Raw genomic sequence first — 23,146 nt, forward strand, 5'->3', positions numbered from 1 at the left:
GGCCCGCCCCCTCGGTCAGTACGGCAGGGCTCAGCTCGCGGTGCAGGGCACCCCGTTGAGCCGTACGTTGCCGGGCGCGGTGGACGGGCCGGAGCCGGTGTAGCTGACCGTCCAGCTCTGGGCGGGCAGCAGGTGCGGCGCCCAGCCGGGCGCGGTCACCGTCACGTTGGCGCCGCTGACCGCGAAGGTGCCGTTCCAGCCGTTCACGATCGCCTGGCCGCTGCCCAGCGTGAAGGTCAGCACCCAGTTGTTGAACGCCGTGCTGCCGGTGTTGGTCACCACCAGCGAGGCGTTGTAGCCGTTGGGCCAGGAGTTGTCGATCCGGTGCACCGCCCGGCAGCTCGTTCCGGTCTGCGGGCTCGGCGACGCGCTCGGGCTGCTGCTCGGGCTGGCGCTCGGGCTCGGCGAGGTGCTGCGGCTCGGGCTCGGGGACGGGCTCGCGCTGCGGCTGGGGCTGGGCGACGGGCTCGCCGAGCGCGACGGGCTCACGCTGGGGGAGGGGTCGACCACCCCGCTCTTGGCCTTCATGTTCAGCGAGTGCTGCCGGAACACCGCATGCTCGGGGCAGCCCTCACCGGAGTCGAAGCCGCCGCAGTTGCTGTTGGCCGGGAACCACCAGAACGCGTCCCCGTCGCCGCCGGAGGCCTCCATCTCGGCGTAGATCTCGCTCCACCAGTGCGACTTGTCCTCGTGCACGTTCCACTCGCCGAGGAAGAACGGCTTGCCGACCACCGTGTGCGCGTCGCTGATCCAGCGCCGCACCAGGGCCCGCGCCGAGGTCGTGTTCAGCCCCGCCCAGCCCTCGGTCGGGTACATGTGCGCCGAGGTGAAGTCGATGTACGGCGAGGACTGGATGTAGGTCCACGGGCCGCCGGAGTCGCCGCCGTAGCCGTACTTCGTCTCCTGGCCCTCCTGGCCCGTGCCGAGCAGGTGGTTCGGGTCGAGGCTCTTGACCAGCGCGCCCATCTCGTCGACCCAGGCCCGCAGGGTGGTGCCGGTGGTGTTCTCGTTGGGCGTGGCGTCGGGGTAGCGGGGCTCGTTCATGAGCTCCCAGGCCAGGATCGTCGGATCGTTCTTCCAGGCCACGCCGGTGAAGAAGTTGGTCCGGGTGAGCGCCTTGGTCACGTAGTTCCGGTACTGCGTGAAGCACCCCGGGCAGGCGGTCTTGTTGAAGAAGCGCCAGCGGTTGGCGTACCCGCCGGGCAGGCCCTCCCAGGCCAGGCGCTTGTCGATGCCGCCGTACGCCTCCCAGAAGTTCTCGAAGACGGGGATGAGCCGGATGTTGTGCTCGCGGGCGGACTTGATCACGTAGTCGAAGAGGATGAACGCCTCCTCGGTGTAGACGCCCTCGGCCGCCTCGAAGCCCATCCAGTCCTCGTGGCTGAACATCCACAGCCGCAGCACCGACACGTTGTCGTTGCTCAGCCGGGTCATGTGCGCGTCGATCTTCGCCTTGTCGACGTACTGCTCGCCGGGCAGCCAGTCGTAGCCGAAGGTGAACACGTCGTAGGTGTTGGTGCCGGCGAAGTAGAACGGCTTGCCGTCCAGGCAGAACCGGATGCCGCACCGGGTGACGAAGCTGTCGCGGGGGTCGGCCGCCTGCGCGGCGGGGGAGCCGACGAACGGCAGCGCCAGGGCCAGGGTGGCCGCGAACGCCGCCAGGGCGGCGATGAGCGCGCGCCGTGGGGAACGGGACATGAGGACTCCTCAGGGGAACGGCGTCCGTCCACAGCGATGCGGGCACATCGGGCGGTGCGGACAGACGTCAATGGAAGCGCTCCCATGCTAGGCCCGCGATCCCCGGAGGTAAAGCGGTTCAGTGGAGCACCTGCCCCTCCACCCCACCCGCGCCGCCGCATCCGTCGCAATTCGTCAAGAGCCGCGGCCTCAGGTCGTCCTGAGGCCGCGGCTCTTCAAGAACTGCGCAGGCGGGGTCAGCGCTCAGTCATGCCCGCACGGCGGCGCAGCGCGGGGACGTCCATCACCACGATGCGGCGGCCCTCGGTGCGCAGCCAGCCGCGGCTGGCGAAGGAGCCGATCGCCTGGTTCACGCTCTGCCGCGAGCCGCCCGCCATCTCGGCCAGCTGGCTCTGGTTCAGCTCAATGGTGATCATCGGCGCCTGGCTCTCTCCGGCCAGCCGCACCAGCGTCTTGGCGACGCGACCGGGCAGGTCGAGGAAGACGTGGTCGGCGTTCTGATCGGTCAGTCGCCGGATCAGGGCGCCCAGCGAGCGCATGACCGCGTCGAGGAAGCGCGGGTTCGAGTGCACCAGCTCCATGAAGGCGCCGCGGGACAGCGCCAGTGCGGTGCAGTCCTCCAGCGCCTCGCAGGAAGCCGAGCGCGCCGAACCGTCCAGAAGGGACAACTCGCCCAGCACCTCCGGCGGGCGCAGCACGGAGAGCACCGCGCGCTCGCCGGTGGGGGACGTGCGGAAGATGGCCACCGATCCCCGCTTGAGCACGATGAGCGACTCGCCGGGGTCGTTCTCCACGAAAAGCAGCTGCCCCTTGCGGAAGGTGCGCGGCACCGCCGCGGCGATCACCCGCTGCCGCACCTCAGGCTCCAGACCAGCGAACATGTCCACCCCGGTGAGCGCGTCCGCGGCATCCGGAATGCGAATCTCCACCGCCTACCCCTTCCGTGTTCCCACCCCCACCGACGCACACGGTCGTGGCGGTCGGCGCAACCCTGGACAGATCATCGCCTGAGCGAGCCGCCACGTCCACTCCGTGGGTCTCCATCGTCGAATGTCCATCGACGGAACCGCCGTATCGCAGACACCTGCGACGGATACGACAGCGTGTCGCCACATGTGATAATCCGCCCGTGCTGGCTGACGATACGATCCGCACCGCGCTTCGTACCGCATGGCACCTTCAACCGGACGGCTGCACTCAGGTGGCCACTGGGCCGGCCGGGTCGGCCGGGTCGGTCGTCGCGGGTGACCGGCGGTACGTGGCGGCGCTGGTCCCGGCCGTGCGGCGGGCCCGGTTCGAGGCGGGGCTCGCCGCGGCCGAACATCTCGCCCGGTTGGGCCATGACGTGGGCGCCCCGCTGCGCGCGGCCGACGGCGCCCTGTGCGTGTCGGCGGGCGACCAGCTCCTCGCGCTGCTCGACTTCATGCCCGGCCGACCGCTCGACGGCGCGGACCCGGTGGACCAGCAGTGGTGGGGTGACCGGCTGGGCGCCGCGCACCGCGGGCTGGCCGGGTTCCAGCACCCGGGCCTGCCCGGCTGGCACTGGCTGCGGCCGGACGCGGGCCACCTGACCGTGGCGGCCTGGCTGCGCCCGGCGGTCACCCGCGCCGTGACCGCGCTCACCAAGCTGCAGGTCACCGACCGGCTCACCGTGGGCACGCTGCACGGCGACCCGCGGCCCGGCGCCTTCCTGCTCGACCCGGACACCGGCCGGATCGGCATGGTGAGCTGGGGCTCGGTGCTGTCCGGGCCGCTCGTCTACGACCTGGCCACCGCGGTGCGCCACGCCGGCGGCATCCGGCACGCCGCGGAGCTGGTGGCGGCGTACGCCGCGGCAGGCCCGGTGCCGGTCGCCGAGATCGAGGGCAGCCTGGACACCCTGCTGCGCTTCCACTGGGCGGCCGAGGCCGACGCCTGCGCCCGGCTGCTGTCCGCCTGCGCGACGGCGTCCGAGCCGGACCCCGCGGCCGTCGACCGCGGCTGGGCGGGCCTGGGGGCGGCCCGCGCCGCCCTGCTCGACTGATCCGGCGGCGAGTCAGGCGCGCAGGTGGGCCAGGACCAGGGGGTCGATGTGGCCGGGGACCATGCGCTCCTCCAGGTTCTCGATGCCCGCCCAGTCGGCCAGGGCGGCGTCGAGATCGGAGTGCGCGTGGCCGCGCGCGGCCAGCAGGGCGCGCACCTCGTCGGCCAGCGTGCCGTCGAGCGCCAGCAGGGTGTCCGGATCCGGCCTGCCGAACAGCAGGGTGTGCACGTCGAGCAGCCGGGCCAGCTCCGCGCACGGGTCGGCGTGGTCGTCCACGCGCAGGTCGACGAGCACGTCGCCGGTGCCGCCGTAGCCCTGTCCGGGCGCGACGACGTACACCGCCGCGCTCTGGCGCCCGCGCCGGTCGCCGCCTGCCGCGTCCCCGGCCCGCAGCGCCGCCAGCAGGCGCTCGGCCAGCGGGGCGGACGGGTCCGAGGCCAGCCAGGCCCGCTCCATCGCGGCGACGACCTCGGGTCCGGTGAGGATGTTGCCCTGGATCGCGTACCCGTCCCCGGCCGTGCCGCCCGCCCAGTCGTGGCAGCCCGACCCGGTGAACGTGGCGCCGTCGCCGGTCGCGCCCACCACGCCGAGCTGGCGCTGCACCCGGCCCGGGTCGGCGGCGGTGAGCCCGGCCACCACGTCGGCCGGGGCGGTGCCGGTGCGCAGCATGGCCAGCCCCTGCGGCCGGTAGGCCAGGTTGGCGTAGGACTGCGTGGCCAGCGCGCCGATCCCGGCCTCGGCGGCCGGGACCACCGCCCCGGCGGCGAGGAACTTGCTGGCTACGGCGACCCCGTGTGCGACCCCGTCGGCCGAACGCGCGACGATCGAGAACGTCATGGCGCCCAGGGTAGGGCGTCGCGGAGGGGGAGACGGGTTCGGATGGCGTACCGCTATTTCTACGACTGCGAGTTCATCGAGGACGGAGTCACCATCGACCTGGTCTCGATCGGCGTGGTCGACGAGCACGGCCGGGAGTTCTACGCCGTGTCGACCGAGTTCGACCCGGCCAAGGCGATCCCGTGGGTGCGCGAGAACGTGCTGAACCTGCTGCCGTCCCCGGCGGACAAGGCGTGGCGCTCGCGCGAGCGCATCCGCACCGACCTGCTGGAGTTCCTGACCGAGCCGCTGCAGGGCCGCAACGAGGCCGTCGAGCTGTGGGCCTGGTACGGCGCGTACGACCACGTGGCGCTGGCGCAGCTGTGGGGTGCCATGGTGGCGCTGCCCCGGGTGATCCCGCGGTTCACCAAGGAGCTGCGTCAGCTCTGGGACGAGCGGGGCCGCCCGGCGCTGCCCGAGGCGGCGACCGCGCGCCACGACGCCCTGGTCGACGCCCGGCACAACCTCGCCCGCTGGCGCGCCATGACGGCACGCAAGGGCTGAAGCGCGCCCGGCCACCCGGTCTCTCATAGACGTTGGCCTATCACATCGACGGGGACGAGATCGAACTCGAGGTGAAAGGCCAACGTCCATGCGGGGCGGGGGTGGCGCGGGACTGGCCGGTTCGTCGCCGGGCGCCGTCCGGACCGGGGTGCCGGGCCTTGGTCACGCACGGGTAACCTGGCTATGACGACACTGTTGCGGCCGCTGGTGAGCGGCGGCGCGCCCCCGCTTCCGACACCCGCGGGGCGTGCTGGCCTAACCCCGGTCAGGCCAGTACAGTGCCCATTTGCGGCCCGCCCCGGCCGGCAGCGTAGCCGTGATCACTCGTCTCCCGGGGCCCGGCAACTGACTACCCGTAATCGGGAGGACGAGAAATGCGTATCGGCGTACTCACCGGCGGCGGCGACTGCCCCGGTCTCAACGCGGTCATCCGCGCCGTGGTCCGCAAGGGCGTGGGCACCTACGGGCACGAGTTCGTCGGGTTCCGCGACGGATGGAAGGGCCCGCTGGAGGGCATCACCCGCCCGCTGGGCATCCCGGAGGTCCGCGGCATCCTGCCGCGCGGCGGCACCATCCTGGGCTCGTCCCGCACCAACCCGTTCAAGATCGAGAACGGCGTGGAGCGGATCAAGCAGAACCTGGCCGACATGGGCATCGACGCGCTGGTCGCGATCGGCGGCGAGGACACCCTCGGCGTCGCGACCAAGCTGACCGACCTCGGCGTGCACGTGGTCGGCGTGCCGAAGACCATCGACAACGACCTCGGCGCCACCGACTTCACGTTCGGCTTCGACACCGCGGTCAACATCGCCATGGAGGCGATCGACCGGCTGCACACCACCGCCGAGTCGCACCACCGCACCGTGGTCGTGGAGGTCATGGGCCGCCACGCGGGCTGGATCGCGCTGCACGCGGGCCTGGCCGGCGGCGCCAACGTGATCCTGCTGCCCGAGCAGAAGTTCGACCTGGACAAGGTCGTCGAGCACGTGGAGACCCGGTTCAAGACGAACTACTCGCCGATCATCGTGATCTCCGAGGGCGCCATGCCGACCGACGGTGACATGGTCACCCTCAACGGCGAGCTGGACGCGTTCGGCCACGTCCGCCTGGGCGGCATCGGCAACTGGCTGGCCGACCAGCTGGAGAAGCGCACCGGCAAGGAGGCGCGCGCGGTCGTGCTGGGCCACACCCAGCGCGGCGGCACCCCGACCGCCTTCGACCGCGTCCTGGCCACCCGCTTCGGCCTGCACGCCATCGACGCCGTCCACGAGGGCGACTGGGGCAAGATGGTCGCCCTGCGCGGCACCGAGATCGTCCGGGTCCCCCTCATCGAGGCCACCCGCGAGCTCAAGACCGTCCCCGCCCACCGCTACACCGAGGCCGAAGCCTTCTTCGGCTGAGACTCGACCCTCCCGCGGGTTGATCATGAACTTGTGGACGTGTTCGACGGCGTGTCGGCACCCCCAACTTCATGATCAACCCGCTTCACCGCGGGCAGAGGAGGCGGGATGTACACCGTTGCCGTGATCGGGGCGGGGAAGATCGGGGAGGTGCTGCTCTCCGGGCTGGTCAAGGCCGGGTGGCCGGTGGACCAGATCGTCGCGACGGCGCGGCGCGAGGAGCGGGCCGAGCAGCTGCGCAACCGGTACGGCATCAGGGTGCTGGACAACGAGGCGGCGGTGCGGGCGGCCGACGTGGTCGCCATCGCGGTGAAGCCGCAGGACGCGGGCGCGCTGCTGGCCGACCTCGGGCCACGCATCCCGGCGGGCAAGCTGGTGATCTCGCTGTGCGCGGGCCTGCCGACGTCGTTCTTCACCAAGTGGCTGGCCGAGGGCACGCCCGTGGTGCGGGTGATGACGAACACGCCCGCGCTGGTCGACGAGGCGATGACGGCGATCTCGGCGGGGCCGCACGCCACGGCCGAGCACCTGGCCGTGGCGGAGGAGCTGTTCTCGCCGCTGGGCCGGACCATCCGGGTGCCGGAGAGCCAGCAGGACGCGGTCACCGCGCTGTCCGGCTCCGGCCCGGCGTACTTCTACTTCCTGGTCGAGGCGATGACCGACGCGGGCATCCTGCTCGGACTGCCGCGCCAGGTGGCGCACGACCTGATCGTGCAGACCGCGATCGGCTCCGCCATCATGCTGCGCGACTCGGGGGAGCACCCGGTCAAGCTGCGCGAGGCGGTCACCTCGCCCGCCGGCACCACCATCTCGGCCATCCGGGAGCTGGAGAACCACGGCGTGCGCGCGGCGCTGCTGGCCGCCCTGGAGGCCGCCCGCGACCGGGCCAAGGAGATCGCCGACCAGGCGTCCTGACCCGAACGCGTGATCGTCTCACCCCCACAGGCTCATTCACGCCTGTGGGGGTTCCTGCTGTTCGGACTGTCGACTTAGGCTCGGTTCAGGGAGTTTGACACGAACTCCGTTCGGTAGCTCCAAGGAGCCACATCCCAAGGAGACGGCCATGCGACGCGCCGCCACAGTCATCGGGACAGTCCTCGCCACACTCGCGATCTCGACCCCGGCGTACGCCTACGCCCACGACCGGGTCACCAACCCCGTGCTGCACGCCATCCTCGACGTGCTCACCCTCGCGGTCGTCACCGCTCCGGTGTGGACGGCCTTCGCCTGGTCCCGCGGCCACCGCTCGGCAGCGCTGATGCTGCTGATCGGCCTGGTCCAGATCCCCGCCGGAGTGCTGGCCTTCGTGCCCATCCCCGACCCGGTCCTGCACACCGTGGCCCTGGCCACCAGCCTCGCCATCACGGCGACCTCGATCGTCTATGTACGGCGTGAGGCCCACGTCGCGGCCGTCGAGTCCGCCGGCTGAGAGACCCGCTGCCGGAGCGCTCCGGCGGAGGGAGCAGACACGCTGTCGGTCGTGTGCGACGAGTCGCGGACGGCCGGCGGCGGCACCGCACAGACGCCGCCCGACCCGGGGACGCCGGGCCGGGCGGCCGTACGCAGGGCCACCAGCTCGCCGTCGAGGTCCAGCTCCAGCAGGTCGCCGCTGCGGCGCACGCGCGGGCAGCCCTCGTGCGGCGCGGTCCAGTCGCCGGCGGTACGCCGGTACGCCGTCCACCGGCAGTGCTCCTCGCCGACGTACCCCCAGGCCATGAACAGATCGACGCCCCGGTAGCGGTAGAGGCCCACGGTGGCCGTGCGCAGCCCCTCGGGCCGGCGGTAGAACTCGCCGGTCAGCCCGGGCACGACGTGCCCTTCGAGGTCGATGTCGGGCACCGTCCGGTGCAGGGTGTACTCGGCGGTCCGCGGCAGCGTCGTCGTCATGCCTGATCAACGATCTCGGGGGGCGGTCGAGACCGGGCGTTTTTGGGATTGCGCCACGTCGGCTGCGGGTGGCCCGGGCACCCGCCTTACCCTTGACGCCATGCGCCACGAATGGCATGAGCTCAGGCACCCCGGCCTCGAACTGGCCGACCACCGGCAGCCCGGCGAGTCGGGCGTCACCATCGGCCGCCCCACCACGGACGCGAACGCCGAGACGCTCGGCCTGGACCACTGGCGCACCCTGCCGCGGGCCCAGATGCCGCCGTGGGAGGACTACAGCGAGGTCGAGCAGGTGTGCCGGGTGCTGGACTCGGTCCCCTCGGTGGTGGCGCCGTACGAGGTGGACCAGCTGCGCCAGCGGCTGGCGCAGGTCTGCGAAGGCCAGGCGTTCCTGCTGCAGGGCGGCGACTGCGCGGAGACGTTCGCCGACAACACCGAGAGCCACCTGCTGGCCAACGCGCGCACGCTGCTGCAGATGGCGGTGGTGCTGACGTACGGCGCGAGCATGCCGGTGGTCAAGGTGGCCCGGGTGGCGGGGCAGTACACCAAGCCGCGCTCGCAGCCGCTGGACTCCCTCGGCCTGCCCGCCTACCGCGGCGACATGATCAATTCGCTGGAGCCCACGCCGGAGGCGCGCGTCGCCGACCCGCAGCGCATGATCCGGGCGTACGCCAACGCGGCCGCCGCGATGAACATGCTCCGCGCGTACCTGGGCGGCGGCCTCGGCGACCTGCACGCCGTGCACGACTGGAACCGCGACTTCGTGCGCACCTCGGCCTTCGGCGAGCGCTACGAGGCGATCGCCCGCGAGATCGACCGGGCGCTGGCGTTCATCCGCGCCTGCGGGATGACCGACGAGGAGGCGCTGCGCACGGTCACCCTCTACGCCTCGCACGAGGCGCTGGCGCTGGAGTACGACCGGGCGCTGACCCGCGTTGCCGACGGGCGGGCGTACGGCCTGTCCGGCCACTTCCTGTGGGTCGGCGAGCGCACCCGCGAGCTGGACGGCGCGCACCTGGACTTCATCTCCCGGATCGCCAACCCGATCGGCGTGAAGCTCGGCCCGTCCACCACGCCGGACTACGTCCGCCGGCTGACCGAGATGCTCAACCCGGACAACATCCCGGGCCGCCTGACGCTGATCAGCCGGATGGGCAACCACCAGGTCCGCGACCGGCTGCCCACGCTGGTCGAGACGGTGCGCGACAGCGGCGCCAAGGTCGTCTGGCAGTGCGACCCGATGCACGGCAACACCCACGAGTCGTCCAACGGGTACAAGACCCGTCACTTCGACCGCATCGTCGACGAGGTGCTGGGCTACTTCGAGGTGCACAAGATGCTGGGCACCCACCCGGGCGGCATCCACATCGAGCTGACCGGCGAGGACGTCACCGAGTGCCTGGGTGGTGCGCAGGCGCTGGCCGACGCCGACCTGGAGCGGCGCTACGAGACCGCCTGCGACCCCCGCCTGAACACCCAGCAGTCGCTGGAGCTGGCCTTCCTCGTCGCGGAGATGCTCCGCGGCTGACCCCGCGTGCCACGCGCGTCGCCGCTCACGCGCGGCGCGTCGGATGGACGTCGTCGGCGGCTACCTGTTTCGGGATGTGAACACATCCCGAAACAGGTAGCCGCGGCAGCTGAATACCGCCCGGCGGAGGTCCACCGCGCTCAGACGGCGCACCCGGTGCCGGGAGCGAGCCTGATCATGAGCGTCGCGAGCAGCGGCACCTCCTGGTGGCGCGTCGTGCCCAGCACCGTGAAGCGCATGGGCACCGACGACCACGCCTGGTACGCGCAGTCGGCCTGCGTGCCGCCCGGGGCGGCCAACCGCAGCGTGGCGAACAGGTAGACCTCCCCGCCGGGGGCCAGGCGCACGGGCTGGAACGGCACCGCCGACTCCGGCCGGCAGCAGGCGCGGCCCGGCTTGTCCTCGATCATCGCCAGCCGCTCCAGCGTCAGGCCGGCCAGCCGGTCCTCGTCGACCCCCTCGACCCGCACGGGCAGCCGGTCGGGGTTGCGGACGGTGAAGTACAGCTCGTAGGTGCGCTCGGCGGTGTAGTCGTAGCGCACGAAGGCGCCCGCCACCCCCTGCGACGCCTGGGCGTCGGGGCTGCCACCGCCGAAGGACCCCGTCTCCAGCCGGTAGCCCAGGGCGACGACCTGCCAGGACAGCAGCGCCAGCACGATCACGCCGATGAACCCGACCAGCATGCGCGCGGACTTGGACACGTCGCCGGCCGTGACAGGGGTGGATGCCTGGGTCATGGCGCGCAGCGTAGCGGCCCGTGACGCTGCGCGCTGCCCCCCTTACGGTCACCCTCGTCGATGCGGTAGGAACGTGGCATGACGCAAATGGTTGATCTTCGCAGCGACACCGTGACCAGGCCCACCGCGGCGATGCGGGCGGCGATGGCGGCCGCCGAGGTCGGTGACGACGTGTACGGCGAGGACCCCACCGTCATCGCCCTGGAGCAGCGGGTGGCGCAGCTGTTCGGGCACGAGGCCGCGCTGTTCGCGCCGAGCGGCTCGATGGCCAACCAGATCGCGCTGCAGCTGGTCGTCCCACCCGCGCAGGAGCTGCTGTGCGACGCGAACGCGCACGTGGTGACGTACGAGTTCGGCGCGGCCGCGGCCATCGGCGGCATCTCCACCCGGACCTGGCCCTTCGCGGGCGGCCTGATCGATGTGGACCAGGTCGCCGCGATGATCCGCCCGGACGGCTACTGGGCCGTGCCGACCCGGGCCATCGCGGTGGAGCAGACGCACAACATGGCGGGCGGCGTCGTGATCGGACTCGACACGCTGCGCGCGCTGCGGGCCGTCGCCGACGGGGCGGGCGTCGCGCTGCACTGCGACGGCGCGCGCATCTGGCACGCGCACGTCGCCGACGGCGTGCCGCTGGCCGAGTACGGCGCGCTGTTCGACACGATGTCGGTGTGCCTGTCCAAGGGCCTGGGCGCGCCGGTCGGCTCGGTGGTCGTGGGCAGCGCCGAGCACATCGCGAAGGCGCGCTGGATCCGCAAGCGCATGGGCGGCGGGATGCGCCAGGCCGGCATCCTCGCCGCGGCCGGCCTGTACGCGCTGGACAACCACATCGACCGGCTCGCCGGCGACCACGCGCGGGCCCGGCGGCTGGCCGAGGCGCTGGCCCCGTACGGCGTGGTGGACGCCGACCGGGTGCGCACCAACCTGGTGCTGCTGGACCTGGCCAAGACCGCCCTGGACGCGCACGGCCTGGCCGCGCGGGCGCGGGAGCAGGGCGTGCTGGTCAGCGTCATCGCGCCGCGTACCGTCCGGCTCATCACCCACCTCGACGCCGACGACGCCGCGGTGGACCGCGCCATCGCGGTGCTCAACCCGCTGCTCGCCGGCTGACCCACGTGCGAAGGCCCCCGCGCCGGACAGCGTGGGGGCCTTCGCAGTGGTCGAGGTCAGGCTTCGGGGTGCTCGGTGACGTTCTGCAGGTAGAGGCCCTCGCCGAGGCTCTCGATCAGGCCGAGCTGGGTCTCCAGGTAGTCGATGTGGTGCTCCTCGTCGGCGAGGATCTCCTCGAAGATGTTCGCCGAGGTCACGTCACCGACCGAGCGCATGTACTCGATGCCCAGGCGCAGCCGTTCGACGGCCTCCAGCTCGATCTTCATGTCGCACTGGAACTGCTCCTTGACGGTCTCGCCGATGCGCAGCGCGCCGAGCTTCTGGAAGTTCGGCAGCCCGTCGAGGAAGAGGATGCGCTCGGCGAGCCGGTCGGCGTGCTTCATCTCGTCGATGGACTCGTGCCGGGTGTACTTCGCGAGCTTGGTGTAGCCCCAGTTCTCCTGCATGCGGTAGTGCAGCCAGTACTGGTTGATCGCCGTCAGCTCCGCGGTCAGCTGCTCGTTGAGGAACTCTATGACTCGGGCGTCGCCTTGCATGGTGAAGAAACCCCCCACGGGAAATCGTATAGGGGGTAATCTACGCGCCTTGTCCGGTTATGCCGCCATTGGCAGCAGCGTGTCGGCGTGCTCCTCGTCGATCAGGTCGCAGATGCGATCCAGGCAGGAGCCGCAGCCCGTGCCCGCACCGCATGCCTCGCCTACGGAGTCCTCGCAGCGCGCCCCCGCGCGGATCACCGAGCGCACTTCGCACTCACGAACCCGTTCACAGATGCACACGTACACAGCAGGGACCCTTCGGCACTGGAGGAGTGAGGCTCGCTGGTGAAGCAAGCCTTGCCTCAGTAAGGGTGCCCTAAAGGAAATACCTAGCGCAAGCCCCTGAGCAGGGAAATGTCAGCGGCGTGCGTCTCACCGGGGGTCTCGACGACCACCGGAACGCCGCCGAGCGCGGGATGGCGGAACATCTCCGCGAACGGGTCCGCCCCGATCATGCCCTTGCCGATGGCCTCGTGCCGGTCGCGGGTGGACCCCATCGGGTCGCGGGAGTCGTTGGCGTGCACCAGCCCGAGCCGCCCCGGGCCGCACACCTCCACCAGCGTGTCCAGCGTCAGCGTCATGCCGCCCGGCTTGGCCAGGTCGTGCCCGGCCGCCCAGGCGTGGCAGGTGTCGAAGCACACGCCGAGCCGGGGGTGCCGGTCCACGGCGTCCAGGTACGGCCCCAGGTCCTCGACCCGGGCCGCCAGCGACCGGCCGCCGCCCGCGCTGGGCTCGACCAGCAGCCGGGGCCCGTCGTCGGGCAGCGCGTCCAGCAGCGGCAGCAGCACCTCGCGCACCTGGCGCAGCGCGGCGGGGGCGTGCTCGGCGTCGACCGAGGAGCCGGCGTGGAACACCACCCCGGCCGCGCCGATCGCGGCCGCCCGCACCAGCGCGTGCGCCAGCACCTCGCGGGACTGCTCGACCGTCGCCTCGGTGGGCGAGCCCACGTTCACCAGCAGGGAGGCGTGCACGTACGCGGGGATGGCCCGGGTGTGGCAGCCCGCCGTGAACGCCGCGTCCTGAGCCGGGTCACCGGGCGGGCGGGCCCAGCCCCGCGGGTTGCCCACGTAGACCTGCACCGCCGCGGCCTGCACCTTGTCGACGTACGCCAGCGCGGCCTTGGCCAGCCCGCCGGCGACGGGCGCATGCGCGCCCACGCCCGGGTTCGTGCCGGTCTGCGTCGTCTCCGTCATCCCAGCTGACATTCGATCACCACGCGCTGGCCGGGCTGCACGGGGGTGTTCGGCTGCGGATCCTGGTTCACGACCTTGAACCAGTTCTTGTCGCCGAGCACGCCGCGCACCTCGACCTGCAGGCCCATCGAGGCGAGCAGGCCCTCGGCGTCACCGCAGCGGGCGTTGCGGACCTCCGGCATCGCCTTGAGGTTCTGGTTGTCGCTGACCTGCAGCTTGACCTCGGCGTTCTTCTCGACGCCGGTGCCGTTGGGCGGGTCCTGCTTGACCACGATGTCGTACGGCTTGTCGGACTGCACCCGCTCGACCACCACCCGCAGGCCCATGCCCTGCAGCGTGTTGGTGGCCTCGGCCAGCGACTTGCCCTCGACGAACGGCACGGTCAGCGGGGCACGTCCCTTGCTGACGATGACCTTGATCTCGGTGCCGGGGGCCACCTCGGTGTCCGGCTTCGGATCGGTCTCCAGCACGGTGTTCTTGGGGATGAGGTCGTCGTAACGCTCACCCGCCTTGACCACCTTGAACTTGAACGGCTCGGCCTGCAGGTCGGTGAGCGCCAGATCCCACGTCTTGCCCGACACGTCGGGCACCAGGTAGCGCTCGGCGCCCTTGGACAGGATCAGCGTCACCGTGCCGCCGCGCACCACCCGCGCGCCGACCGGCGGGTCCTGCACCAGCACGATGTCCTTGGGCACGTTCTCGCGGAACTGGCCCTCGCCGTAGGCGATGTTCAGGCCGGCCGCGCGCAGCGTGGTCTCCGCCTGCTCCTTGGTCAGGTTCACCAGCTGCGGCGTCACCTCGTAGCGGCCGAAGCCGAGCCACCAGCCGCCGGTGAGCACCAGCAGCGCGACCACCACCGCGCCCGCGGTCAGCGCCATGCGCCCGCGCGGGTCGCTCATCGCCTTCCGGTAGCGCTGCTTGACCTGCTCCAGCAGGCCGACCGGCGCCGCCGGGGCGGGGGCGCGGCGGCGCGAGCGCGGCGCGGGCTGCGCGTCGGGCAGGCGGGCCCAGGACGGGCGCTCGGCCGGCACGACGTGGTTGACCACCACGGTGTCCTGGGCCACCGGGCGCAGCCGCTGGGTGGCCGCGTTCGTGCTCGCGCTGACGCTCTCCCGGGCGGCCTGCACGGCGCTCAGCAGCGCCCCGGCGTCGGTGGGCCGGGCGCCGGGGGAGCGGCGGGTCGCCGCGGCGACGAGCTCGTCCAGCACCGGGGGCAGCCCGGCGACGATCCGTGACGGCGGCGGCACGTCGCGGTCGACGTGCTGCCAGGCCACCTCCACGGGCCGCTCGCCGTCGTAGGGCACGCGGCCGGTCAGCATCTCGAACAGCACGATCCCGGCGCTGTAGACGTCGCTGCGCGGGTCGGCGTGGCCGTCGGTCACCAGCTCGGGCGCGACGTATGCCACGGTGGCCATGAGCTGGCCGCCGGACGGGTCGTCGGCGCTCGCCTCGACGGCGCGGGCCAGGCCGAAGTCGGCCACCTTCGCCACCGCGTCGACGAGGTTGTGGCCGCCGCCGCTGGGCGCCTCGGCGACCAGCACGTTCTCCGGCTTCACGTCGCGGTGCACCAGGCCGGCCCGGTGCGCGGCGCCCAGCGCCGACAGCACCTGCTCCATCAGCGCCAGCGCCTCCACCGGGGTGAGCCGGCGGCGCTCGGCGAGGATGTCGCGCAGCGTGCGGCCGCGCACGTACTCCATGACCAGGTAGGGCAGGCCCGCGTGGGTGCCCTGGTCGTAGACGGCGACCACGTTCGGGTGGGTCAGCCGGGCGATGGTCTTGGCCTCGTCGGTGAAGCGGTCGAGGCTGAAGGCCTGGCCGGCGGCGTCGCGCACCTGCGCCGGGTGAATGATCTTGAGTGCGACGGTGCGTTCCAGGCGTTCGTCCACCGCCGTGTAGACCGTCGCCATGCCACCACGAGCCACGCGACCGCGGATGCGGTAGCGCCCGTCGACGAGTGAGCCGAGCAGTGGATCGGCGACCTGAGTGTCCATCGCAGCGCAGTCTAAGTCAGGCACGGGCCGACGGCGTACACCCGCGCGTGCGACCGCGTTGCGGCCCGGCGTTTGCGCATGTCAGGCGACCGCGGAGGGATGCGCGGCGGTCGGCGAGCTCTGCTCGGCCGGCCCGGACGTGTCCGGCGTCACCACCGCGGAGGCGGACGCGGAGGCCGCCGCGGGCGACGACGGCGATGCCGACGGGCTCGGGCTGGGCGACGGGCTCGGCGAGGGCGACGGGGACGGGGACGGGGAGGCCGGCGGGGACGGCGTCGGTGTCGCCTCGCAGTCGCAGGCCGACGGCGACGGCGACGGCTTGCGGCGCGGGCCGGGGCTCGTCGGCACGACCCGTGCGGCGGGCACGTCCGCCACCCGGTCGGTCGGGCTGGGCGCGGACCCTGCCTGGCGCCACGGCACCGGCGACGCCGGAGCGGGCACCCGGGGCAGCGCCCCGGGCGTGCGGTCGTCGCCGAGCAGGGCGTCCACCCCGGCGGTGACGGCGTAGTAGCCGCCGACGCCCACCGAGGCGATCAGCATCGCCCCGGTCGCCAGCACCGCGCGGTGCCGGACGGAGGGCCGCGGCGGCTCGTCGCCGACCGTGGGCATGATCACCGTCTGGTCGTTCATGCGCCGCCGCGCCAGGTCGTAGCGCAGCGAGCGCACCGCCCCGTCGATCTCGCGCTTGATGGCCGCCCAGGGACTCATCGCATGCTCCTTTCCACGATCACGGAACCGCCCGGGTCGGGGATGCGGTGGTGGGCCCGGTCGGCGACGTGGCAAGGTGTGGAGGTGGCCGAAACTACGCAATCGACGACCGACGCACCCGCGAGCTGGCTGCCGCTGCCGGACGTGGCCGAGCGCCTGGGGCTGTCGATCGTCAAGGTGCACCAGCTGATCAAGGACGGCACGCTGCTGGCGGTGCGCCACGAGGGCGTGCGCCAGGTGCCTGCGGAGCTGGTGGCGAACGACACCGTGCTCAAGCACCTCCCCGGCGTCCTGACGTTGCTGCGCGACGCCGGGTACAACGACGATGAGGCGCTCCGGTGGCTCTACACCGCCGACGACACGCTTCCGGGGACGCCCGCGGCGGCGCTGGGCGGCGACAAGGCGCGCGAGGTCAAGCGGCGCGCCCAGGCCGTCGCCTTCTGACCGTGTACGCCTACCTCGCGGTGCTGCTCGGCTGCCTGCTGTGCGCGTTGTGGCTGGAGCCGGTGCTGCGGGTGGGCGTGCTGCGCCAGTGGCGGCGCCTGCTGCTGGTCGCGGTGCCGGTGCTGGCCGTCTTCGTCGCCTGGGATCTCGCCGCGATCGCGGCCGGGCACTGGAGCTTCGACCACGACCAGGTGCTGGGCGTCTGGCTGCCCGGCGGCATGCCCCTGGAGGAGCTGCTGTTCTTCCTGGTCGTGCCGCTGTGCGCGATCCTGGGCTACGAGGCGGTCCGCACCGTGCTGGCCAGGTACGGGCGATCGTGACGTACACCCTGGCGGCCGTGCTGGGGTTGCTCGGCGCGGTCGCGGTCGACCTGTTCGTGCTGCGCACCCGGCTGCTGGGCAGCCTCGCCTTCTGGGCGACGTACCCGATCGTGCTGCTGTTCCAGTTGCTGTCCAACGGCATCCTGACCGGGCGCGGGGTGGTCCGCTACGCGCCCGAGGCGATCACCGGCCTGCGCGTGGCGTACGCCCCCGTCGAGGATCTGGTGTTCGGCTTCGCGCTGGTGCTGTTCACGCTCTCGCTCTGGGTCTGGACCGGACGGCGGCGACGATCAGCGCGATCGTGACCGCCGGCGCGCCCACCCCCTTGGTCAGCACGGGCACCCCGAGCCCGTCGGGCAGCGTCAGGAACGCGCAGGTGACCGCGGCGACCGCCAGCCACCGCCGCCGTCGCGGCTCGGTCTCGGCCGCGGCCAGCACCGCCAGCGGCGCGAGCGCGTACCACGGGTAGAAGACCGGCCCGAGCAGCGCCGTCGCCGCCATCACCCACCCGCACGCGAGCACCACCACCCGCGGCTGCTCCCGGTGCCGCCACGCGTGCCGCAGCCCCGCCAGCCCCACCCCGGCCAGCACCAGCACCCCCACCACCCGCGCCACACCCACCGCGGTCCCCGCCCACTCACCATGGCCGAGCCCCCGCAGCACATACCCCACCGTCATCCCGACCGCCGTCGGCGGCGAACTCCACTGCGTGAGCTGCCCCGTCCCCCGCAGCGCCCCCACCCACCCCCACCCCAACCCACTGACCACGCTGAACACCGCGAACCCGCCGACCCCCGCCACCGCCCCCACCCACCACCGCCGCCCCAGCAACACCAGCACGAACGGCACCACGACCACCGCCGTCACCTTGACCCCCACCGCCCCCGCCACCACCAACCCCGCCGCCACGGCCCACCGCACTCCCCGCCAGCCGCGCCGATCTTGCGTGGACTGTGGGTGCGACACGGGCGTACCGGGCGAAAGGGCAACAGTTCGCGCAAGATCGTCGCGATCACGGGGGAGGGCGAGGGCGAGGGCGGCGACGGTGAGGGCGGCGACGAGGACGTCGTTGTGGGCGGCGGAGAGGGCGTGGACGGCGGTGAGGGGGGTGAGCAGGGCGATCCAGTAGGCGGCGGCCACGGGGACGCCGCAGGCGCGGGCCAGGGTGGGCAGGGTGGCGGCGAGCAGGACGAGTGCGGCGACGGCGAGCAGGCGCAGGCCGCCGAGCGCGCCGAGCAGGCCGCCGAGCCAGGTCACCGCGCCGGACAGGACCACCCCGACCGGGCCGTAGGGCGTGGGGGTGTGCCACCACAGTTCCGGGACGGCCGGGCTCCAGGGGCAGCCGCCGTCGGCGACACCCATCGCGTACGGGTCCAGCCCCGCGCGCCACAGCCAGCCCTGGCAGGCGTACGCGTACACGTCGCGGCTGCCCAGCGGCGGCGCGACGAGCAGCGGCGCGGCCCACGCCGCCCCGATCAGCAGCAGGCGCCGGGCGGACCGGTCGGGTCGGCCGAGCCCGGGCGCCCCGTCCAGCCCGGCCGACCGTGAGTCGCCCGACCGTGAGTCGATCGAGCGTGAGTCGATCGAGCGTGAGTCGGCCGCGGCATGCGGTGACGGCCAGAGGGGGCGGCCCAGCCACCACCACGCCGTGGTCCAGCCGGCCATGCCGAGCAGCCAGCAGGCCAGCCCGGCGAGGAAGCTCGCGGGCACCGCGCCGAGTCCGCCCGCCTGCAGGTCGGGGCCGAGGTCGCCGGGCAGCGCGCCCGCCAGGAACGCCGACACCGCCAGCAGCACGCCGGAGACGCAGCCGAGGGCGACGGCGGCCCGGGACGTGGCGGGGCGGGGGAGCACCCGTTGATGATTCCACGGTCCTTGATCGCGACTGCACGACGCCGCACACTCCCTGTGTGGACAGGCTCGGGACGCGGCGCAACATCACGATCGCCGCCGTGGCGGCGGTGCTGCTGGTGGCGCTCATGACGCTGGTGGGGTACTGCGCGCGTACCAGCATGGAACAGGGCGTCGACGGCGGTGCGCCCGCCGCGTCGGCCGCGCGGACCCCGGCGTCCGGGCTGCCCACGGTGGCGGTGGCCGAGCTGCCCAAGGAGGCGGTCGCCACCCTCGCGCTCATCGACGCGGGCGGCCCGTTCCCGTACGCGAAGGACGGCACCGTCTTCGGCAACCTGGAGGGCATCCTGCCGAAGCAGCCACGCGGCTACTACAAGGAGTACACGGTGCCCACGCCCGGCTCAGCCGACCGGGGCGCGCGGCGGCTGGTGGCCGGGCAGGGCGGCGACGTGTACTACACCGCCGACCACTACGAGAGCTTCCGGCAGGTGCTGCGCTGACTCAGGCGGCCCGGTGCACCGCGGCGTCGGCGAGCTCGCGCAGCATGTCCGCGGCCTCCGGCTCGACCGGCGCGGCGTCCAGCGCGGTCAGCGCCGCCGCCGTCAGCTCCGCGATGTGCGACTCGGTGCGGGCCAGCGCCCCCGACTCGGTGATGATCCGGCGCAGCTGGGCCACGCCGCCCTCGTCGAGGTCGGCCCGGCCCAGCGAGGCGGCCAGGGTGTCCCGGTCGGCCGGGGCCGCGTGGGTCAGCGCCATCGCGACGATGTACGTCCGCTTGCCCTCGCGCAGGTCGTCACCGGCCGGCTTGCCGGTCGCGGCCGGGTCGCCGAACACGCCCAGCACGTCGTCGCGCAGCTGGAAGGCCTCGCCGAGCGGCAGGCCGAACGCCGAGTACGCCGCGGTCAGCTCGGCGGGGGCGTCGGCCAGCGCGGCGCCGAGCAGCAGCGGATGCTCCACCGTGTACTTCGCCGACTTGAACCGGGCCACCTGCGAGGCGCGCTGCACCGACGTGTCCGCCGACGCCTGGGTCAGCACGTCGAGGTACTGCCCGACCATCACCTCGGTGCGCATCAGGTCGAAGACCGGCCGGGCCCGCGCGACCGTCACCGGGTCGAGCCCGCTGGCGTGCAGCAGCTCGTCGGACCAGACCAGGCACAGGTCACCGAGCAGGATCGCGGCCGCGGCGCCGAACCCGCTCGCCCCGCCCTGCCAGCCCGCACTGTCGTGCAGCATGGCGAACCTGCGGTGCACCGCGGGCTCGCCCCGGCGGGTGTCGGAGGCGTCCATCAGGTCGTCGTGCATCAGCGCGCTGGCCTGCACCAGCTCCAGCGACGCCAGGGCGGTGACCACCTCGTCGCGGTCCTCGCCGCCCGCGCCCCGGTAGCCCCAGTACGCGAAGGCGGGCCGCAGCCGCTTGCCGCCGCCCAGCACGAACGACTCCACCGCGTCGGCGAGCGGGGCGAGGCCGGCGTCGATGCCCGCCATGTGCTCCCGGCGGTCGGCGAGGAACACGGCCAGCGCCTTTTCCACCCGCGGGCGCAGCGCGGCACGGTCCACCGGGTGAATGGTCATAGCACGAACTTAGTTCACCCCACCTGCCGGCGATGACCCCGGGAGGTATGACGTGAGCTGCCTGATCAGTTCACTCAGGTCACGCACCGCCCGGATCTGCCGCCGGGGCGCCAGCCGTGCCGACAGCTCGCGGGTCTGCTCGGCCGCCCGCACCGAGCCCGAGCGCACCGCCTCGATCGCCGCGCCCCCGCCGACGGCGCACGCCTGCTCCACCTCGCCGATGCCGAGCAGCGCCCGGGCCCGCCACCCCGCGTAGACGGCGACCGTCCGGGGCTGGCCGCGCCGCAGCAGGCTCAGGCCCGCCACGTCCAGCAGCGGCAGCGCCCGCAGCGGGCGGTCCAGCACCACCAGGCAGCGGCCCGTCATCGCGGTCAGCTCGGCCGGGTCCAGCCAGTACAGCCAGGACGGCTCGGGGTCGGTGCCCAGCCGCTCGCCGAGCCGCTGCGCGACCAGCAGGCCCTGCCCTGCGGTGCGGCCGTCCCCGGACCGCGCCGCGGCCAGCGCCGCCCGGTGCGCCAGCAGCGCCCGCAGGCCGGGGCTGCCGCTGCGGCGCACCCCCGCCGCCGCCACCCGCGCCAGCTGCCACGCGGCGCGCGGCCGCACCTCGCCGAGCAGGTGGCTCGCGCAGCCCAGCAGGTGCCCGCCCAGCGGGGTGTCGCCCGCCTCCAGCGCGAGCAGCAGCCCCGCCCGATACGCCCGCAGCGCCCCGGCGCCGTCCCCGGCGTCCGCGGCGGTCCACCCGGCGAGCTGCGCCAGCTCGGCGGCGGGCCGCAGCAGCCGCCGCCGGTCCGCGCCCCGGGCCCGGCGCAGCCGTGTCACGGCCTCCCGCCACCGCCGGTGCGCCACCGGCGCCAGATCCGCCCCGCCGACCAGGTCGTCCATCCTGCGCAGCTCGGCGACGTGGGGTGCGGTGGAAGGCGGGCCGGGCGGCGTGGTGCTGACCGCGGTCTGATGCAGCCAGCGTTCGGCCAGGCGGCAGAACTGCTCGACACCGTCCGCCGGAAGCGGGCGGTCCGGGGGTGGCGCGGCGGCGACGAGCAGGGCGGGCGGCAGGTCGAGCACGAGCGCGAGCCAGGCCAGCCACTGGGCACCCGGCACCCGCTCGCCGCGCTCCCACCGGCTCACCTCGTGCCGGGTGACGGTGGTGGTCCCGGCGGCGGCGCACAGCAACGCGGCCAGCCGGGTCTGGCTGAACCCCCGCCGGCGGCGGGTCTCGGCGATCAGTCTGCCCAGCGGACGGGGCATGGCGGCCTCCCGGCTCGTCCCACGGCACTACGTGACAACGGCCGACCCCCGGCTCGGCGCAGGCCCCCATGCGCCAGAGACGTTCTACCGACCCCGTACGACATCGGCCGTCCCGGTCGCGGTCGGCCTTCGCGGGCGGGTGGGAGAGATCGCGGTGTCCGGTCGGAAAGCGCGGTCAGACTCCACTTCCCGACCCGTGACAGCGATCTTCACGGCTCTGGCACCGACACAACGGTCACAGGGTGGCGAGGCGGGCGGCGGCGGTGTTGCGGAGTTTCCGGGCGGCGAGGGGGTCGTCGCGGATCTCGGCGAGCGCCTTCCTGGTGAACGCGGTGTCGGGCGCGTGCGCCACGGCGAGTTCCCGTACGTCCGGCTCGCAGTCGAGCAGCGCGTGCTGCAGCGGGCCACGGGCGCGGGCCGGCGCGATCGCCAGCAGGGCACGCAGGCACGCGGTGCGCTCGTACGAGTGAGGCGTCTGCCGGATCACCATCCGCAACCGCCCTGCCGCCTCGGCCGACCCCTGCCCGAACCGCGCCAGACCGTCGGCGATGATGTCGAACCCGCACCAGTCGTCGCTGCGGAACAGCCGGTCCCACGCGTCGATCAGCAACGGGACGTCGTGCTCGGTGCCGTGCGCGGCGACCACGGTGACACCGAGCCGGTGCAGCCGGTCGGCCGCCGCCCAGGCACGGGCGTGGCCCACCGCGGCCGGGCCCAGCGCCTCGACCGCGTCGGTGAGACCCGGCACGCCGTGCAGCTCCCCGGCGAGGTCGAGCAGTCGCGGATCCGATCCGCGGAAGGCGAGTTCGCGCAGCGCGTTCCTCTTCGCGGAGCTCGGCTCCGCGCCGTCGGCCAGCACCGCCAGCAGTCGATCGGTGCTCATGGACGACTCCCGCGCCGGTGCCTGCGGGCGGGCCTCCCGGCGCCGCAGCAGCGCTGCCACCCGTTCGTGGCGCGGCGCCCAGTCGGTCCAGGGCCGCCCGTACGGCGCAGGGCCGTCCTCGTGCGCGGGACCGAGCCGCGCGAGCGCGACGCCGTCGAGGTCGTCCCACAGCCGTCGCGGCCAGCGCCCGGCGACGGCGGGCAACACGTTCCGCCAGTGCGGGCCGTGGTTCACGTAGTAGCGCAGCGCCCGGACGACCTGCTCGTCCCCGGCGTACCCGAGCGCCACCAGCACGTCGAGTGCCAGGTCGAAGGTGTTGTCCGGGTCGTCGTCCGGATCGTCCACGGCGTACAGCAGGTCGACGATCGGCGTCGGATCCATCTCCAGCAGCCGCACCTGACGGGCCAGGTAGTCGGGCCGGTCGTCGACCCGCCACCACCAGCGGTGGTCACGCCGGATACAGGAGAAGACGAGGTCGGCGGCGTCCTGCGGACGTTCGGACACCTTCGCCGCGCCGAGGCCGTGACCTGTCTGCAGGTCCCCGGCCAGTGTTCCGGGAAGGTCGTAGAACCAGCGGTGCGCACGGTCGTCGTCACTCATCGCCGCCCAGCCTGGACACCCACCACCCCACCGGCAACCGGAT

25 protein-coding genes are annotated in these 23,146 nt (G+C 73.3%); 11 read left to right on the forward strand and 14 right to left on the reverse strand.

Features of this window, described 5'->3' with window-relative positions; genetic code table 11:
• Positions 1 to 30: 30 nt before the first annotated feature.
• The gene (locus AB0J67_RS09280; protein ID WP_363478535.1) at positions 31 to 1,698 is read right to left on the reverse strand and encodes a cellulose binding domain-containing protein; all 1,668 of its coding nucleotides are present in this window, start codon (positions 1,696 to 1,698) and stop codon (positions 31 to 33) included.
• A 236-nt stretch (positions 1,699 to 1,934) separates the two neighbouring features.
• Positions 1,935 to 2,627: a Crp/Fnr family transcriptional regulator gene (locus AB0J67_RS09285; RefSeq protein WP_363478538.1), complete on the reverse strand. Its 693-nt coding sequence runs from the start codon at positions 2,625 to 2,627 to the stop codon at positions 1,935 to 1,937.
• 200 nt (positions 2,628 to 2,827) lie between these two features.
• On the opposite strand from AB0J67_RS09285, the gene AB0J67_RS09290 reads away from it, so the two are divergent.
• Positions 2,828 to 3,721, forward strand: a complete 894-nt coding sequence (locus tag AB0J67_RS09290; RefSeq protein WP_363478541.1) for a phosphotransferase — start codon at positions 2,828 to 2,830, stop codon at positions 3,719 to 3,721.
• Positions 3,722 to 3,733: 12 nt separating this feature from the next.
• Here the strand turns inward: AB0J67_RS09290 and AB0J67_RS09295 are convergent, their stop codons facing one another.
• Positions 3,734 to 4,558: a DUF1028 domain-containing protein gene (locus AB0J67_RS09295; protein WP_363478544.1), complete on the reverse strand. Its 825-nt coding sequence runs from the start codon at positions 4,556 to 4,558 to the stop codon at positions 3,734 to 3,736.
• A 42-nt stretch (positions 4,559 to 4,600) separates the two neighbouring features.
• On the opposite strand from AB0J67_RS09295, the gene AB0J67_RS09300 reads away from it, so the two are divergent.
• The 4 genes from AB0J67_RS09300 to AB0J67_RS09315 all read left to right on the forward strand — a co-directional run bounded on the left by AB0J67_RS09300 (position 4,601) and on the right by AB0J67_RS09315 (position 7,930).
• Positions 4,601 to 5,101 carry a polyadenylate-specific 3'-exoribonuclease AS gene (locus tag AB0J67_RS09300; RefSeq protein ID WP_363478547.1) on the forward strand — a complete coding sequence of 167 codons (501 nt, stop codon included), beginning with the start codon at positions 4,601 to 4,603 and terminating at the stop codon, positions 5,099 to 5,101.
• 374 nt (positions 5,102 to 5,475) lie between these two features.
• The gene (locus AB0J67_RS09305) at positions 5,476 to 6,501 is read left to right on the forward strand and encodes a 6-phosphofructokinase (protein WP_363478550.1); all 1,026 of its coding nucleotides are present in this window, start codon (positions 5,476 to 5,478) and stop codon (positions 6,499 to 6,501) included.
• 108 nt (positions 6,502 to 6,609) lie between these two features.
• Entirely contained in the window at positions 6,610 to 7,416 is an 807-nt protein-coding gene (gene proC, locus AB0J67_RS09310) for a pyrroline-5-carboxylate reductase (protein WP_363478553.1), read from the forward strand.
• Between the two features lie 148 nt (positions 7,417 to 7,564).
• Positions 7,565 to 7,930, forward strand: coding sequence for a hypothetical protein (locus tag AB0J67_RS09315; protein ID WP_363478556.1), 366 nt, complete (start codon positions 7,565 to 7,567; stop codon positions 7,928 to 7,930).
• On the opposite strand, the gene AB0J67_RS09320 is transcribed toward AB0J67_RS09315, so the two are convergent.
• The gene (locus AB0J67_RS09320) at positions 7,882 to 8,388 is read right to left on the reverse strand and encodes a hypothetical protein (protein WP_363478559.1); all 507 of its coding nucleotides are present in this window, start codon (positions 8,386 to 8,388) and stop codon (positions 7,882 to 7,884) included. The two genes, AB0J67_RS09315 and AB0J67_RS09320, sit on opposite strands and share 49 nt — an antisense overlap.
• Positions 8,389 to 8,488: 100 nt before the next feature.
• On the opposite strand from AB0J67_RS09320, the gene AB0J67_RS09325 reads away from it, so the two are divergent.
• Positions 8,489 to 9,916 carry a class II 3-deoxy-7-phosphoheptulonate synthase gene (locus tag AB0J67_RS09325; protein WP_363478562.1) on the forward strand — a complete coding sequence of 476 codons (1,428 nt, stop codon included), beginning with the start codon at positions 8,489 to 8,491 and terminating at the stop codon, positions 9,914 to 9,916.
• Between the two features lie 140 nt (positions 9,917 to 10,056).
• Here the strand turns inward: AB0J67_RS09325 and AB0J67_RS09330 are convergent, their stop codons facing one another.
• Positions 10,057 to 10,653: a hypothetical protein gene (locus AB0J67_RS09330; protein WP_363478565.1), complete on the reverse strand. Its 597-nt coding sequence runs from the start codon at positions 10,651 to 10,653 to the stop codon at positions 10,057 to 10,059.
• Between the two features lie 87 nt (positions 10,654 to 10,740).
• Here AB0J67_RS09330 and AB0J67_RS09335 point away from each other — a divergent pair, with 87 nt between their 5' ends.
• Positions 10,741 to 11,763 (forward strand): GntG family PLP-dependent aldolase, encoded by a 1,023-nt coding sequence (locus AB0J67_RS09335; RefSeq protein ID WP_363478683.1) that lies wholly within the window; start codon positions 10,741 to 10,743, stop codon positions 11,761 to 11,763.
• A 56-nt stretch (positions 11,764 to 11,819) separates the two neighbouring features.
• Here the strand turns inward: AB0J67_RS09335 and bfr are convergent, their stop codons facing one another.
• The 5 genes from bfr to AB0J67_RS09360 form a co-directional block, all read right to left on the reverse strand.
• Positions 11,820 to 12,299, reverse strand: a complete 480-nt coding sequence (gene bfr, locus AB0J67_RS09340) for a bacterioferritin (protein WP_363478686.1) — start codon at positions 12,297 to 12,299, stop codon at positions 11,820 to 11,822.
• 57 nt (positions 12,300 to 12,356) lie between these two features.
• The gene (locus AB0J67_RS09345) at positions 12,357 to 12,545 is read right to left on the reverse strand and encodes a (2Fe-2S)-binding protein (protein WP_363478568.1); all 189 of its coding nucleotides are present in this window, start codon (positions 12,543 to 12,545) and stop codon (positions 12,357 to 12,359) included.
• Between the two features lie 83 nt (positions 12,546 to 12,628).
• Entirely contained in the window at positions 12,629 to 13,492 is an 864-nt protein-coding gene (locus AB0J67_RS09350) for a deoxyribonuclease IV (RefSeq protein ID WP_363478571.1), read from the reverse strand.
• Positions 13,489 to 15,483: a Stk1 family PASTA domain-containing Ser/Thr kinase gene (gene pknB, locus AB0J67_RS09355; RefSeq protein ID WP_363478574.1), complete on the reverse strand. Its 1,995-nt coding sequence runs from the start codon at positions 15,481 to 15,483 to the stop codon at positions 13,489 to 13,491. Before pknB ends, AB0J67_RS09350 begins: the two co-directional genes overlap by 4 nt.
• An 81-nt stretch (positions 15,484 to 15,564) precedes the next feature.
• On the reverse strand, positions 15,565 to 16,191 hold the full coding sequence (locus tag AB0J67_RS09360) for a hypothetical protein (protein ID WP_363478577.1): 627 nt from the start codon (positions 16,189 to 16,191) through the stop codon (positions 15,565 to 15,567).
• A gap of 84 nt (positions 16,192 to 16,275) precedes the next feature.
• Between AB0J67_RS09360 and AB0J67_RS09365 the strand changes: the two genes are divergently transcribed.
• Genes AB0J67_RS09365 through AB0J67_RS09375 form a run of 3 tightly spaced genes read left to right on the forward strand, consistent with a single transcriptional unit; the run spans position 16,276 to position 17,260 of the window.
• Positions 16,276 to 16,635 (forward strand): Rv2175c family DNA-binding protein, encoded by a 360-nt coding sequence (locus AB0J67_RS09365; RefSeq protein ID WP_363478580.1) that lies wholly within the window; start codon positions 16,276 to 16,278, stop codon positions 16,633 to 16,635.
• 2 nt (positions 16,636 to 16,637) lie between these two features.
• Positions 16,638 to 16,955, forward strand: coding sequence for a lycopene cyclase domain-containing protein (locus tag AB0J67_RS09370; protein WP_363478583.1), 318 nt, complete (start codon positions 16,638 to 16,640; stop codon positions 16,953 to 16,955).
• On the forward strand, positions 16,952 to 17,260 hold the full coding sequence (locus AB0J67_RS09375) for a lycopene cyclase domain-containing protein (RefSeq protein ID WP_363478586.1): 309 nt from the start codon (positions 16,952 to 16,954) through the stop codon (positions 17,258 to 17,260). The genes AB0J67_RS09370 and AB0J67_RS09375 overlap by 4 nt, the downstream gene beginning before the upstream one ends.
• Here the strand turns inward: AB0J67_RS09375 and mptB are convergent.
• Positions 17,205 to 18,806 (reverse strand): polyprenol phosphomannose-dependent alpha 1,6 mannosyltransferase MptB, encoded by a 1,602-nt coding sequence (mptB, locus tag AB0J67_RS09380; RefSeq protein ID WP_363478589.1) that lies wholly within the window; start codon positions 18,804 to 18,806, stop codon positions 17,205 to 17,207. The genes AB0J67_RS09375 and mptB overlap by 56 nt on opposite strands.
• Positions 18,807 to 18,862: 56 nt before the next feature.
• Here mptB and AB0J67_RS09385 point away from each other — a divergent pair, with 56 nt between their 5' ends.
• The gene (locus AB0J67_RS09385) at positions 18,863 to 19,303 is read left to right on the forward strand and encodes a ribonuclease domain-containing protein (RefSeq protein WP_363478592.1); all 441 of its coding nucleotides are present in this window, start codon (positions 18,863 to 18,865) and stop codon (positions 19,301 to 19,303) included.
• Position 19,304: 1 nt separating this feature from the next.
• Here AB0J67_RS09385 and AB0J67_RS09390 read toward each other — a convergent pair whose 3' ends face one another.
• The 3 genes from AB0J67_RS09390 to AB0J67_RS09400 form a co-directional block, all read right to left on the reverse strand.
• The gene (locus AB0J67_RS09390; protein WP_363478595.1) at positions 19,305 to 20,375 is read right to left on the reverse strand and encodes a polyprenyl synthetase family protein; all 1,071 of its coding nucleotides are present in this window, start codon (positions 20,373 to 20,375) and stop codon (positions 19,305 to 19,307) included.
• A 9-nt stretch (positions 20,376 to 20,384) separates the two neighbouring features.
• Positions 20,385 to 21,620 (reverse strand): helix-turn-helix domain-containing protein, encoded by a 1,236-nt coding sequence (locus AB0J67_RS09395; protein ID WP_363478598.1) that lies wholly within the window; start codon positions 21,618 to 21,620, stop codon positions 20,385 to 20,387.
• A 235-nt stretch (positions 21,621 to 21,855) separates the two neighbouring features.
• Positions 21,856 to 23,103 (reverse strand): hypothetical protein, encoded by a 1,248-nt coding sequence (locus AB0J67_RS09400; RefSeq protein WP_363478601.1) that lies wholly within the window; start codon positions 23,101 to 23,103, stop codon positions 21,856 to 21,858.
• Positions 23,104 to 23,146: the final 43 nt, after the last annotated feature.

It is taken from the genome of Catellatospora sp. NPDC049609, from assembly GCF_040675365.1.
GTDB lineage: Bacteria > Actinomycetota > Actinomycetes > Mycobacteriales > Micromonosporaceae > Catellatospora.